The 13,056-nt window shown below is 56.3% G+C and carries 12 protein-coding genes; 8 read left to right on the forward strand and 4 right to left on the reverse strand.

Features of this window, described 5'->3' with window-relative positions; genetic code table 11:
- Window positions 1-90: 90 nt before the first annotated feature.
- The 3 genes from clpP to bolA form a co-directional block, all read right to left on the reverse strand.
- Complete coding sequence (clpP, locus tag ACJ8HA_RS12520; protein ID WP_004940356.1) at window positions 91-714, reverse strand: ATP-dependent Clp endopeptidase proteolytic subunit ClpP; 624 nt, start codon at window positions 712-714, stop codon at window positions 91-93.
- A 438-nt stretch (window positions 715-1,152) separates the two neighbouring features.
- A complete protein-coding gene (tig, locus tag ACJ8HA_RS12525; protein WP_004940358.1) occupies window positions 1,153-2,457 on the reverse strand; it encodes a trigger factor in 1,305 nt (434 codons plus the stop codon).
- 367 nt (window positions 2,458-2,824) lie between these two features.
- Window positions 2,825-3,139, reverse strand: a complete 315-nt coding sequence (gene bolA, locus ACJ8HA_RS12530) for a transcriptional regulator BolA (protein ID WP_004940361.1) — start codon at window positions 3,137-3,139, stop codon at window positions 2,825-2,827.
- Between the two features lie 314 nt (window positions 3,140-3,453).
- Between bolA and ACJ8HA_RS12535 the strand changes: the two genes are divergently transcribed.
- The 8 genes from ACJ8HA_RS12535 (at window position 3,454) to ACJ8HA_RS12570 (ending at window position 12,361) form a co-directional block, all read left to right on the forward strand.
- A complete protein-coding gene (locus ACJ8HA_RS12535) occupies window positions 3,454-4,032 on the forward strand; it encodes a lipoprotein (RefSeq protein ID WP_033634001.1) in 579 nt (192 codons plus the stop codon).
- 51 nt (window positions 4,033-4,083) lie between these two features.
- Window positions 4,084-5,562: a muropeptide MFS transporter AmpG gene (ampG, locus tag ACJ8HA_RS12540; RefSeq protein WP_025301764.1), complete on the forward strand. Its 1,479-nt coding sequence runs from the start codon at window positions 4,084-4,086 to the stop codon at window positions 5,560-5,562.
- A 440-nt stretch (window positions 5,563-6,002) separates the two neighbouring features.
- A complete protein-coding gene (gene cyoA, locus ACJ8HA_RS12545) occupies window positions 6,003-6,953 on the forward strand; it encodes a cytochrome o ubiquinol oxidase subunit II (protein ID WP_025301763.1) in 951 nt (316 codons plus the stop codon).
- Between the two features lie 3 nt (window positions 6,954-6,956).
- Complete coding sequence (gene cyoB / locus ACJ8HA_RS12550) at window positions 6,957-8,948, forward strand: cytochrome o ubiquinol oxidase subunit I (RefSeq protein ID WP_025301762.1); 1,992 nt, start codon at window positions 6,957-6,959, stop codon at window positions 8,946-8,948.
- Window positions 8,938-9,552: a cytochrome o ubiquinol oxidase subunit III gene (locus tag ACJ8HA_RS12555; RefSeq protein ID WP_004940367.1), complete on the forward strand. Its 615-nt coding sequence runs from the start codon at window positions 8,938-8,940 to the stop codon at window positions 9,550-9,552. Before cyoB ends, ACJ8HA_RS12555 begins: the two co-directional genes overlap by 11 nt.
- The gene (locus ACJ8HA_RS12560) at window positions 9,552-9,890 is read left to right on the forward strand and encodes a cytochrome o ubiquinol oxidase subunit IV (protein ID WP_016928864.1); all 339 of its coding nucleotides are present in this window, start codon (window positions 9,552-9,554) and stop codon (window positions 9,888-9,890) included. The genes ACJ8HA_RS12555 and ACJ8HA_RS12560 overlap by 1 nt, the downstream gene beginning before the upstream one ends.
- 17 nt (window positions 9,891-9,907) lie before the next feature.
- Complete coding sequence (cyoE, locus tag ACJ8HA_RS12565; protein ID WP_025301761.1) at window positions 9,908-10,798, forward strand: heme o synthase; 891 nt, start codon at window positions 9,908-9,910, stop codon at window positions 10,796-10,798.
- Between the two features lie 198 nt (window positions 10,799-10,996).
- A complete protein-coding gene (locus ACJ8HA_RS12570; protein ID WP_025301760.1) occupies window positions 10,997-12,361 on the forward strand; it encodes an MFS transporter in 1,365 nt (454 codons plus the stop codon).
- A 34-nt stretch (window positions 12,362-12,395) separates the two neighbouring features.
- Here the strand turns inward: ACJ8HA_RS12570 and ACJ8HA_RS12575 are convergent, their stop codons facing one another.
- Window positions 12,396-12,887 (reverse strand): YajQ family cyclic di-GMP-binding protein, encoded by a 492-nt coding sequence (locus tag ACJ8HA_RS12575; protein WP_025301759.1) that lies wholly within the window; start codon window positions 12,885-12,887, stop codon window positions 12,396-12,398.
- Window positions 12,888-13,056: the final 169 nt, after the last annotated feature.

A 13,056-nucleotide genomic window follows, 5' to 3' on the forward strand; every position in this document is an offset into this window, starting at 1 on the left:
GCCCAAACTCATATCGGGAACGCCGAGGGGCTACAACAGAGCGAGCCCCTGCCCACTCTGATTACTATAGTCCATCGGCGCCGCGTGGTTCTAGCTGCGGTGTGTCAGAATGCCGTCAACCAGGCCGTATTCCACGGCTTCTTCCGCGGTCATAAAGCGATCGCGCTCGGTGTCGCGTTCGATCTGCTCCAGCGGCTGGCCAGTATGCTCGGCCATCAGTTCGTTCATGCGCGCTTTCACCTTGAGGATTTCACGCGCGTGGATTTCGATGTCCGTCGCCTGGCCCTGGTAGCCGCCCAGCGGCTGGTGAATCATCACGCGCGAGTTCGGCAGGCAGAAACGCTTGCCTTTGGCGCCGGCGGTCAGCAGGAAGGAGCCCATCGAGCACGCCTGGCCCATACAGATAGTGCTGACGTCCGGTTTGATGAACTTCATGGTGTCGTAAATCGACATGCCCGCGGTAATTACCCCACCCGGCGAGTTGATGTAGAGGTAAATGTCTTTTTCCGGGCTTTCCGCTTCGAGGAACAGCATTTGCGCCACGATCAGGTTGGCCATGTGATCTTCCACCTGGCCGGTCAGGAAAATGATGCGCTCTTTCAGCAGGCGGGAATAGATGTCGTAAGAACGCTCCCCGCGTGAAGTCTGCTCTACCACCATCGGCACCAGCGCCATGTTCGGTGCAAATTGATCTCGTTCGCCACTGTATGACATTACCGTCTCCTAATAGAAATTGCCTTGGCGGCCAGGGTGTCACCCTAATACGCCGATTCTACTTGAGAACGGCCATGATGACTATGCTCAAGCATTCGACCCGCGCCACACGTACCCGACGGTTATTTCATCCCGCGCACTTTGGCAAACAGCCCCAGAATTATTCTTTACAGATTGGGGGAGCCCGGCGCGATTTCAAGCCCAGAGGCCGATTTTCTCCTCGCGCCGAAAACGATGCCGTTAATCTGACCGTTATCATGCCAGCCAGTTCCCCAGGCAACAGGGTAAATATAGTGCATATTGCCCCGTTTAACCTGAGATTAATCAGCAACGTGGCAAAAAGAAAAGCCCGCAACCTGAGGTTGCGGGCTTTTTCATCGGGCGCCGGTTCGCCAGGCGAAACCGGGGGCGCCGTTCATTGCGCCCGGCACGCCGGCATTACGCCTGTTGAGTCTGGTTCATCAGCTCGCTGAAGGTAGTGGCTTTTTCTGTCACTTTCGCTTTTGCCAGCAGGGCTTCAACCGCTTGCTCTTCCAGAGCCACGTTGCGCATGTTGTTCATCAGCTCTTTGTTTTTGCTGTAGAACTCGATGACTTCGCTTGGATCTTCGTAGGCAGAAGCCATTTCTTCGATCAGCGTCTTCACGCGGTCTTCGTCAGCTTTCAGATCGTTGGTGCTGATCACTTCGCCCAGCAGCAGGCCAACCACTACGCGGCGTTTCGCTTGCTCTTCAAACAGCTCGCGTGGCAGTTCCAGCGCTTGCTTCTCGTTGCCGCCGAAACGCTGTGCAGCCTGACGACGCAGTACGTCGATTTCGCCGTCGATCAGGGCAGCAGGCACGTCAATTTCGTTCGCGCTCACCAGGCCATCGATCGCCTGAGACTTGATGCGGTTACGCACGGCGCCTTTCAGCTCGCGCTCCATGTTCTTGCGAACTTCGGTGCGCAGGCCGGCAACGGAACCGTCCGCCACGCCGAAACGTTTGATGAACTCTTCGGTCAGTTCCGGCAGTTCGCGCTCTTCAACTTTCTTCAGCACGATAGCGAATTTGGCCGCTTTGCCCTTCAGGTTTTCCGCGTGGTAATCTTCCGGGAAGTTCACGTCGATGGAGAACTCTTCGCCCGCTTTGTGACCGACCAGACCTTCTTCGAAGCCTGGGATCATGCGGCCCTGGCCCATTGCCAGCACGAAGTCAGACGCTTTGCCGCCTTCGAACTCTTCACCGTCGATAGAACCGGTGAAGTCAACGGTCACGCGATCTTCAGCTTCCGCTGCGCGATCGGTTTCTTTCCAGGTCGCCTGCTGCTTGCGCAGGGTGTCCAGCATCGCGTCGACGTCTTCGTCGTTCACTTCGACCACAGGTTTTTCAACTTCGATGTTTTCCAGGCCTTTCAGCTCAACTTCTGGATACACTTCGAATTCAACGGCGAAAGTGAAGTCTTCACCTTCTTTGTACTCGCCCGGCACGTAGTTTGGTGCGCCGGCCGGATTAATCTTTTCTTTGATGATCGCATCAACGAAGCTGCGCTGCATCGCTTCGCCCAGCACGTCCTGACGAACAGAAGCGCCGTAACGCTGTTCCACGATGTTCATCGGCACTTTGCCTTTGCGGAAGCCGTCGATACGCACACTTTTCGCTGCGTTGATCAGCTCTTTCTTCACCGCCTGCTTGATAGTATCAGCCGGTACAGTAATAGAGAGACGGCGCCCAAGGCCTTGAGTGGTTTCTACTGAAACTTGCATCTTGTTACCTCAAAAAAATCACAGTGCTCGGTCAACTCCGTTCCAAGAACCAGGACGGCTACAGATAAGAACCGAGTTCCCTGATGACAGAAGCGTCCCGAAACCATTCCGGAAAAATAAGACGCGACATTATAGCGGCGCATGCGTGGCGAGTCGAGGAAAGCTAGGCGGCGCAGGCGCGCTAAAACTCACACTTTTGCCGATTCGATCGCCAAAAGGCCGCCAAAACAGACCGAACGTTGGCCACATTGCGCGTCGGCCGTGTCGTCGTCAAAAACAGAAACGGCCCGCAGGCCGTTTCAAAATTCGTCAGTAGTAATACCCTAATTCAAGGGCAAAGTTCCACTGATACCTGAAAATTTCCCCCTCAGGCCAGCGTCCCAGCGCCGCGGCACGGCGGCGAGGCCGGCACGGTATCCTGCAACCCTTCCCACTCCTTGAGCGTATAGGTGTGCAGCGCCAGCGCGTGTACGCCATCGGCCAACTCTTCCGACAATACCCCGTAGATGGAGCGGTGACGCGTCAAAAAACGTTCGCCGACGAAGCGATCGCTGACCAATACCACTTTGAAATGGCTTTCTGAACCCGCCGGAACGTTATGACGATAGCTTTCATCAACGACTTCCAGATACGCGGGCTCAAACGCCGCCCTTAACTTTGCTTCTATTTGCTCGCGAATCATAGGATCTCCTTACAACACCGGCAGAGGACCGTGCCCATCTAGTTCAATATTAGCCGGTTTTCCCCCGTTTAGACCATCGCAGGGACAAATTTCTCTTTTCTGCGGTCAAATGATGAGCGCTATCCCCGTCGCTTGGGGGATTATCCGATTGAGCGGGACAAAAAAGCGTGTTTTTATCAACGGCAGGTAAAAATTTGTCACTCTGGCGCCTTCCGCGCTTCCACCGCACGGCGGCGATGCTATGATGTCGGCAATTTGTTGTCGGCTATCCCACTCTGATTATTGCTAAATCCATCGAGAATGAGACAGAAAACATGTTAAAGAAACTTTGTCTTCCTTTGCTGGCCGCCCTGCTGCTGGCCGGCTGCGCAACCAGCAGCAACACCCTGAACGTCACGCCGAAAATCGTTCTGCCGCAGCAGGATCCTACCCTGCAGGGCATCACCGTCAGCATCAACGGTGCGGATCAGCGTACCGACCAGGCGCTGGCCAAGGTAAACCGCGACGGCCAGCTGGTCACGCTGACGCCATCGCGCGATCTGCGTTTCCTGCTGCAGGAAGTGCTGGAGAAACAGATGGGCGCACGCGGCTACATGATCGGCGCCGACGGCCCGGTGGCGCTGCAGATCGTCGTCAATAACCTGTACGCGGACGTCTCCGAAGGCAACCTGCGCTACAACATCACCACCAAAGCCGACATCTCGATCATCGCCCAGGCGAAGAACGGCAACAAGCAGGTGAAGAATTACCGCTCGACCTATAACGTGCAGGGCGCCTTCACGGCGACCAACGAGAAGATCACCGACGCCGTCAACTCCGTGCTGGGCGACGTGATCGCCGACATGGCACAGGACACCAGCGTCAACGATTTCATCAAGCAAAACGCGCGCTAATCACCGCACCTTGCGCCGCCCGGCGGATCGGGCGGCGCAGACAGGGAACTCATGTCGAAACACTATCTGAACATCTTCACCCAGCGTAACTCCGCCATTCTGCTGCTGCTGGGCTTCGCGTCGGGTCTGCCGCTGGCATTGACCTCCGGCACGCTGCAAGCCTGGATGACCGTTGAAAACATCGATCTGAAGACCATCGGCATTTTCTCGCTGGTGGGCCAGGCCTACGTCTTCAAATTCCTCTGGTCGCCGTTCATGGACCGCTATACCCCGCCGTTCCTTGGACGGCGCCGCGGTTGGTTGCTGATCAGCCAGCTGCTGCTGGTGGTCGCGATCGTGGCGATGGGCTTCATGCAGCCCGCGCAGCACCTGTGGTGGTTGGCGGCGTTGGCGGTGCTGGTGGCGTTCTGCTCCGCCTCGCAAGATATCGTGTTCGACGCTTATAAAACCGACCTGCTGAAAGCCGAAGAGCGCGGCACGGGTGCGGCGATATCGGTGCTGGGATACCGGCTGGCGATGCTGGTTTCCGGCGGCCTGGCGCTGTGGCTGGCGGATCGCTATTTCGGCTGGCAAGCCACCTACTGGCTGATGGCCGGGTTGATGCTGATCGGCGTGGCGGCCACGCTGCTGGCGCCGGAGCCGGACGAAAGCATCCCGGCGCCGCGCACTATGGAACAGGCGGTCGTCGCGCCGCTGCGCGATTTCTTCGGCCGCAACAACGCCTGGCTGATCCTGCTGCTGATCGTGATGTACAAAATGGGCGACGCCTTCGCCGGCAGCCTGAGCACCACGTTCCTGATCCGCGGCGTGGGGTTCGACGCCGGTGAAGTCGGGCTGGTGAACAAAACCCTCGGCCTGTTCGCTACCATCGTCGGCGCCCTGTTCGGCGGTGTGCTGATGCAGCGTCTCAGCCTGTTCCGTGCGCTCATGCTGTTCGGCGTCCTGCAGGCAGTCTCCAACCTCGGGTATTGGATCCTGGCGGTGACCGACAAGAGTCTGCTCACCATGGGCAGCGCCATCTTCCTCGAAAACCTGTGTGGCGGTATGGGCACCGCGGCCTTCGTGGCACTGCTGATGACGCTGTGCAACCGCTCGTTCTCCGCCACTCAGTTCGCGCTGCTGTCGGCGTTGTCCGCCGTAGGACGCGTCTATGTCGGCCCGATCGCCGGCTGGTTCGTCGAAGCCCATGGTTGGCCGCTGTTCTATCTGTTCTCGATCGCCGCCGCCCTGCCAGGCTTGCTGTTGCTCGGCATCTGCCGCCAGACGCTGGAACACACCCAGCAGCATGGTGACTTTATGCCGCGCACCGAGTTTTCAGAATCTTACCGTTGGGCGCTGCGCTTGCTGACGCTAGGCTGTTCGTTGCTGGGTCTGTGGTTGCTGTTGCTGATCGCCAATGCGCTGGACTGGGCACAGGCACCGCTGTTGGCCGATCGGCTGCTGCAGGTCGGCGCCGCGCTGAGCCTGCTCGGCGTCGCAATGGGCAGCACGCTGGATTACCTGGCGTTGCGCCGCACCCGTTTGGCATAACCTGACCGGCCGGCGATTTCGCCGGCCGAAAAAAAAGCGATCCGAGGGTATATTTATTTCGCTAAAAAAAGATAATCGGCGCGGAAATTATTTTTTTATCCGACTGCGGCGCTCGGAAATAAAATTAAATTCACCTTTAAGACACAATTATTTTACATTAAATAAACCTTTTCTGCGTATTTCCCCGCCGCGCATTTCTTCGCCAAATTCATCATACCTTTAGTTTTCCTTAACATACAGGCTGCTCGTCACGATTCAGCGTGCCAACGCGTTGTTGTCATTAGTAAATTGTCACGCAGGGTTACATCTGTGACCCCCTTAACAGAAAGTGTCAACAAGCCGCTGACACTCCCTTAAGCATGTTTACAGTACTGCAACCTTCCCGTAAAATGCCCGCACACATGAAACGACAATTGAGCCTTTGTTATTGAGGTCGTTAGATGAGACTTAAGAAATACAATAAAAGTATTGGGATGCTGTCATTAATCGCAGCCACTGTATTGCTCAGTGGTTGCGATATGGTTTTGATGAATCCCAAAGGAGCAATTGGTGTTGAGCAACGGACACTGATTATCACTGCAATCGCGTTGATGTTGATCGTGGTGGTGCCAGTTATCTTCATGGCGTTCGCCTTTGCCTGGAAGTATCGCGCTTCCAACAAAGACGCCAAGTACAGTCCGAACTGGGCCCACTCCAACAAGATCGAAGCGGTCGTCTGGACCATTCCTATCATTATCATCGCCATCCTTGGCACCATTACCTGGAAGACTACCCACGAACTCGACCCGTTCAAGCCGATTGTCACCGACAAGAAGCCGATGACGATCGAAGTGGTGTCGCTCGACTGGAAATGGCTGTTCATCTACCCGGAACAAGGCATTGCGACGGTTAATGAGCTGGCTTTCCCGAAAGATGTTCCAGTCGAATTCAAGATCACCTCTAACTCGGTAATGAACTCGTTCTTTATCCCGCAGTTGGGTGGACAGATTTATGCGATGGCCGGCATGCAGACCAAACTGCACCTGATCGGCAACGAAGCCGGTGCCTACAAGGGCATCTCCAGCAGCTATAGCGGCGCAGGCTTCTCCGGTATGAAATTCACCGCGATCGTTACCCCGACCGAAGGCGACTTCGATCAGTGGGTGGCCAAGGTGAAGGCATCGTCTAAAAACCTGAACACCACCGACGACTTTAACAAACTGGCAGAGCCGAGTGAAAACAACCCGGTTGAGTACTTTGCCGCTGTCAAACCGAATTTGTTCAAAGAAACAATTGCCAAATTCATGGGCGACATGGATATGCACAAGGGCGCTGGCGCGCACGAAGGCATGGACATGAGCCAAGGTATGGACATGGGTGAACATGCTGCTCACGCCGGAGCCGAGGAATAACTGATGTTGGGAAAATTAACACTTGATGCGGTTCCGTACCACGAACCGATCATCATGGTCACCGTAGCCGCAATTATTGTCGGGGGCCTGGCAGTGCTGGCGCTGCTGACCTATTTCGGCAAATGGAAGTGGCTGTGGAGCGAATGGCTGACTTCGGTCGACCATAAAAAAATTGGTATCATGTACATCGTCGTGGCGATGGTCATGCTGCTGCGCGGCTTCGCCGACGCCATCATGATGCGTAGCCAGCAGGCGTTGGCGTCCGCCGGCGAAGCCGGGTTCCTGCCGCCGCACCACTACGACCAGATCTTCACCGCGCACGGCGTTATCATGATCTTCTTCATGGCGATGCCTTTCGTGGTCGGCCTGATGAACGTCGTGGTGCCGCTGCAAATCGGTGCGCGCGACGTTGCCTTCCCGTTCCTGAACTCCCTGAGCTTCTGGTTCTTCGTGGTGGGCGTTGTGCTGATCAACATCTCCCTGGGGGTCGGTGAGTTCGCTCAGACCGGTTGGCTGGCGTATCCGCCGCTGTCGGGTAAAGAGTACAGTCCTGGCGTCGGGGTCGATTACTGGATCTGGAGTCTGCAGATTTCCGGTCTGGGTACCCTGCTGACCGGCGTGAACTTCTTCGCCACCATTCTGAAGATGCGCGCCCCTGGCATGCCTCTGATGAAGATGCCGGTGTTCACCTGGGCGGCACTGTGTACTAACGTCCTGATCATCGTTTCTTTCCCAATTCTGACCGTCACCATCGCGCTGCTGACCCTGGATCGCTATCTGGGCACCCATTTCTTCACCAATGATATGGGCGGCAACATGATGATGTACATCAACCTGATTTGGGCCTGGGGTCACCCAGAGGTGTATATCCTGGTTCTGCCGGTGTTCGGCGTGTTCTCCGAAGTAACCGCAACCTTCTCCAGAAAACGCCTGTTCGGCTATACCTCACTGGTATGGGCAACCATCGCGATTACCGTTCTGTCGTTCATCGTCTGGCTGCACCACTTCTTCACCATGGGGTCCGGCGCGAACGTTAACGCCTTCTTCGGTATCGCCACCATGATCATTTCCATCCCGACCGGGGTGAAAATCTTCAACTGGCTGTTCACCATGTATCAGGGCCGTATCAAGCTCAACTCCGCGATGCTGTGGACCGTTGGCTTCATCATCACCTTCTCCGTGGGTGGTATGACCGGCGTTCTGCTGGCGGTACCGGGCGCGAACTTCGTGCTGCACAACAGCCTGTTCCTGATCGCTCACTTCCACAACGTCATCATCGGCGGCGTGGTGTTCGGTTGCTTCGCGGGCCTGACCTACTGGTTCCCGAAATCCTTCGGCTTCACGCTGAACGAAAAATGGGGCATCCGCGCGTTCTGGTTCTGGATCATCGGCTTCTTCACCGCCTTCATGCCGCTGTACGCATTGGGCTTTATGGGCATGACCCGTCGTATCAGCCAGAACATCAACCCTGAGTTCCACCCTCTGCTGCTGGTTGCAGCCGGCGGTGCGGCGCTGATCGCCTGCGGCATCCTGTGCCAGCTGACCCAGATCTTCGTCAGTATCCGTGACCGCGAACAGAACCGCGATCTGACCGGTGACCCATGGGGTGCTCGTACTCTGGAGTGGTCAACCTCGTCTCCACCGCCATTCTATAACTTTGCCGTAGTGCCACAGATCCATGACCGTGATGAGTTCTGGGACATGAAAGAAAAAGGCGAAGCGTATAAGAAACCGGCTAAATACGAACCGATTCATATGCCTAAGAACACCGGCGCCGGCGTTATCATCGCCTTCTTCAGCCTGGTATTCGGTTTCGCAATGATTTGGGAAATCTGGTGGATGGCTCTGGCTGGCTTCATCGGTATGATCGTTGTCTGGATCGGCAAGAGCTTCGATCACGATGTTGACTACTATGTGCAGGTTGATGAAATCGAGCGCATTGAGAACCAACACTACGAACAAATCCGTAAAGCAGGCGTGAACCATGTCAACTGAAACTCTGACCAATCATAACGCAGCCCATGCAGAGCATGGGCACCACGACGCAGGAGAGACCAAAGTCTTCGGATTCTGGATCTACCTGATGAGCGACTGTATTTTGTTTGCGAGCTTGTTCGCGACTTATGCAGTCCTGGTGAACGGGACCGCTGGCGGTCCCTCAGGCAAAGACATCTTCGACCTGAAGTTTGTCCTGGTCGAAACTTTCCTGCTGTTGTTCAGCTCCATCACCTACGGCATGGCGATGATCGCCATGAACAAAGGTAAAGTTGGCGGTGTAAACACCTGGTTGTTCCTGACCTTCCTGTTTGGTCTGGGCTTCGTGGCGATGGAAATCTATGAATTCCATCACCTGATCGCCGAAGGCTTCGGTCCGGATCGCAGCGCGTTCCTGTCCAGCTTCTTCGCGCTGGTCGGCACCCACGGTCTGCACGTGACTTCTGGCCTGATTTGGATCATCGTGCTGATGATTCAGGTGAGCAAGTTCGGCCTGACCGCGACCAACAAAACCCGCCTGATGTGCCTGAGCCTGTTCTGGCACTTCCTGGACGTGGTCTGGATCTGCGTATTTACCGTTGTCTACCTGCTGGGGGTTATGTAATGAGCCATTCATCCCATGAAACCTCTCACGGCGGCGCAAGCCACGGCAGCGTGAAGTCATACCTGATCGGCTTTATCCTGTCGATCATCCTGACGGTAATTCCATTTGCGATGGTAATGAACGGCTCCGCCTCTCATTCCACCATCCTGGCGGTTGTTGTCGGTATGGCGGTTATCCAGGTGATTGTTCACCTGGTTTACTTCCTGCACATGAACACCTCATCGGAAGAGCGCTGGAACCTGGTGGCATTGCTGTTCACCGCTATGATCATCGGTATCGTTGTTGTAGGTTCACTCTGGATTATGTACAACCTCAACATCAATATGATGGTCGATTAAGAGCTGAGCTGCACGTGATGATTAAGCAATACCTGCAAGTCACTAAACCAGGAATTATTTTCGGCAATTTAATTTCTGTCGTCGGGGGATTCCTGCTCGCTTCCAAAGGGAGCATCGACTATCCCCTGTTTCTCGCCACCCTGGTGGGTGTCTCGTTGGTGGTCGCGTCGGGCTGTGTGTTTAACAACTACATCGACCGCGACATCGACAAGAAAATGGAGAGAACGAAGAATCGGGTGCTGGTAAAAGGCCTGATCGCGCCGAGTGTCACCCTGGTTTATGCGACCGCTTTGGGTATTGTGGGCTTTGCGTTGCTGTATATCGCAGCCAACCCGCTGGCCATGTGGCTGGCGGTGATGGGCTTCGTGGTTTATGTCGGCGTTTACAGCCTGTACATGAAACGCCACTCGGTCTACGGCACGCTGATCGGCAGCCTGTCGGGCGCCGCGCCGCCGGTTATCGGCTACTGCGCGGTGACCAACGAGTTCGACGCCGGCGCGTTGATCCTGCTGGCTATCTTTAGCCTGTGGCAGATGCCGCATTCTTATGCGATCGCTATCTTCCGCTTTAAAGATTACCAGGCGGCCAACATTCCGGTCCTGCCGGTGGTAAAAGGCATTTCCGTCGCCAAGAACCACATCACGGTCTACATCCTGGCATTTATGATCGCCACGCTGATGCTGACCCTGGTAGGTTATGCCGGCTACAAGTACCTGATCGTCGCTGCGGCGGTGAGCGTATGGTGGCTGGGCATGGCGCTGCGCGGTTACAAGACCGAAAACGACAGCGTCTGGGCGCGTAAACTGTTCGTGTTCTCCATCGTCGCCATCACCTCGCTGAGCGTGATGATGTCGATCGACTTCAGCGCCACGGCGGCGCCTGAAGCGCTGGTGACCTACGTTTGGTAAGCCAAATCATCTGTGAATGGGCCGCTTTTGCGGCCCATTTTATTTGTCACGCCGAAAAGCGGCCAAACTGTAATATCTGTTAAACAACATTCGATTTACCCCCCCTGCCCTGCACACTAAAATGACGCAGCTTTACAGAAATCATGCCATCAGGCGCTGTCGCAACGTCTGATGGCATGGTTTTTACCGAGGTTTGATGTGAACGATAATTCAATGACCCCGCAGGAGCGCCGCGCCACCTGGGGATTGGGCACCGTATTCTCCCTGCGCATGCTCGGCATGTTTATGGTACTGCCGGTGCTGACCACCTACGGCATGGCGCTCAACGGCGCCAGCGAAGCGCTGATCGGCATCGCCATCGGCATTTACGGCCTGGCACAGGCGGTATTTCAGATCCCGTTCGGCCTGGTGTCCGATCGCATAGGCCGCAAGCCGCTGATCGTCGGCGGCCTACTGATCTTTGCCCTCGGCAGCGTGATCGCCGCCGTCACTGACTCTATCTGGGGCGTGATCCTCGGCCGCGCGTTGCAAGGCTCCGGCGCCATCGCCGCCGCGGTAATGGCGCTGCTCTCCGATCTGACCCGCGAGCAGAACCGCACCAAAGCGATGGCGTTCATCGGCGTCAGCTTCGGTATCACCTTCGCCATCGCCATGGTTCTGGGCCCCATCATCACCCATGCCTTGGGCCTGCATGCGTTGTTCTGGATGATCGCCGTGCTGGCGCTGGCCGGCATCGTCATCACTCTGGCAGTAGTACCTTCCGCCGATACCCATCTGCTGAACCGCGAGTCCAGCATCGTGCGCGGCAGCTTCCGCAAAGTGCTGAGCAACTCGCGCCTGCTGAAGCTCAACTTCGGCATCATGTGCCTGCATATCCTGCTGATGTCGAGCTTCGTGGCGCTGCCGCTAGCGATGGAGAAAGCCGGGCTGGCGGCCAGCGAACACTGGATCGTCTACCTGGTGACCATGCTGGTGTCGTTCGCCGCCGTGGTGCCGTTCATCATCTATGCCGAAAAATATCGCCGCATGAAGCAGGTGTTTATGGGCTGCGTGGCGGTGCTGTTTTGCGCCGAAGTGCTGCTGTGGCTCTCCGGCGCTCATCTATGGGGCATCATCGCCGGCGTGCAGCTGTTCTTCATGGCCTTCAACGTGATGGAAGCCATTCTGCCTTCACTGATCAGCAAAGAATCACCGGCCGGCTACAAGGGCACCGCGATGGGGGTCTACTCCACCAGCCAGTTTATCGGCGTGGCGATCGGCGGCAGCCTCGGAGGCTGGCTGTACGGTTTGCAGGGGGCGGGCTTGGTGTTTATCGCCGGCGCCGTGCTGGCCGCAGTCTGGTTCCTGGTCAGCAGCACCATGAAAGAGCCGCCGTATGTCAGCAGCCTGCGCATTACGCTGTCGGAACTGGCGGTGAAGGATTCGGCGCTGGAAAGCCGCCTGAAGGCGCAGCCCGGTGTGGCCGAGGCGATCGTCGTGCCGGAAGAGCGCAGCGCCTACGTCAAGGTGGATACTAAGCAGACCAATCGCGGTCAGCTGGAAGCGCTGGTCAATTCGCTGTAAAGAATCAGGGCCGGCAATGCCGGCCCCGTAGAGATTAATCGCGGAAGTTCTTGAACTGGAACGGCTGCCCCAGATCGCCGCCGCGCACCAGCGCCATCACGCTCTGCAAATCGTCGCGTGACTTGCCGGTCACCCGTACTTCTTCACCCTGGATCTGCGCCTGCACCTTCAGCTTGCTGTCTTTGATCAGCTTGACGATTTTCTTCGCCACAGAGGTTTCAATCCCCTGCTTCAGCTTGGCTTCCACGCTGTAGGTTTTGCCGCTGTGGGTAAACTCTTCCGGGATCTCCAGCGCAGCGCCGTCGATGCTGCGCTTGCTCAGCTTTTCGCGCAGAATGTCGAGCAGCTGTTGCACCTGGAAATCAGACTCGGTGGCAACCTTGATGCTTTGGTCTTTCTCGTTTAGCTCAAAGCTGGCCGGCACGTTGCGAAAATCCCAGCGGGTACCGAGATCGCGGGTAGCGTTCTCAACGGCGTTACGCACTTCCTGCATATCAATTTCGGAAACGATGTCGAAAGATGGCATACTTCTTCCTCCTGAATGAGTGCCTAATAGCTTAGGCGATTTTGATGCCGAGCATGATAACCGCTTTGCCGCCTCAGACAAAATCTGCTGAACGCACGCAGGGATAGCGCTTCGGGCTGCCATAAAGCCTATAGTTAATTCACGGTAATTGAGCGGTATTCCCGTGTTT

Source organism: Serratia sp. CY33802, from assembly GCF_052169095.1.
Taxonomy (GTDB): Bacteria; Pseudomonadota; Gammaproteobacteria; order Enterobacterales; family Enterobacteriaceae; genus Serratia; species Serratia bockelmannii.

What these genes read in the sequence shown, in the direction of transcription:
- clpP (WP_004940356.1), bottom strand. Translation starts at nt 714, where the DNA reads ATGTCATACAGTGGCGAACGAGATCAATTTGCACCGAACATGGCGCTG.
- tig (WP_004940358.1), bottom strand. Translation starts at nt 2,457, where the DNA reads ATGCAAGTTTCAGTAGAAACCACTCAAGGCCTTGGGCGCCGTCTCTCT.
- bolA (WP_004940361.1), bottom strand. Translation starts at nt 3,139, where the DNA reads ATGATTCGCGAGCAAATAGAAGCAAAGTTAAGGGCGGCGTTTGAGCCC.
- ACJ8HA_RS12535 (WP_033634001.1), top strand. Translation starts at nt 3,454, where the DNA reads ATGTTAAAGAAACTTTGTCTTCCTTTGCTGGCCGCCCTGCTGCTGGCC.
- ampG (WP_025301764.1), top strand. Translation starts at nt 4,084, where the DNA reads ATGTCGAAACACTATCTGAACATCTTCACCCAGCGTAACTCCGCCATT.
- cyoA (WP_025301763.1), top strand. Translation starts at nt 6,003, where the DNA reads ATGAGACTTAAGAAATACAATAAAAGTATTGGGATGCTGTCATTAATC.
- cyoB (WP_025301762.1), top strand. Translation starts at nt 6,957, where the DNA reads ATGTTGGGAAAATTAACACTTGATGCGGTTCCGTACCACGAACCGATC.
- ACJ8HA_RS12555 (WP_004940367.1), top strand. Translation starts at nt 8,938, where the DNA reads ATGTCAACTGAAACTCTGACCAATCATAACGCAGCCCATGCAGAGCAT.
- ACJ8HA_RS12560 (WP_016928864.1), top strand. Translation starts at nt 9,552, where the DNA reads ATGAGCCATTCATCCCATGAAACCTCTCACGGCGGCGCAAGCCACGGC.
- cyoE (WP_025301761.1), top strand. Translation starts at nt 9,908, where the DNA reads ATGATTAAGCAATACCTGCAAGTCACTAAACCAGGAATTATTTTCGGC.
- ACJ8HA_RS12575 (WP_025301759.1), bottom strand. Translation starts at nt 12,887, where the DNA reads ATGCCATCTTTCGACATCGTTTCCGAAATTGATATGCAGGAAGTGCGT.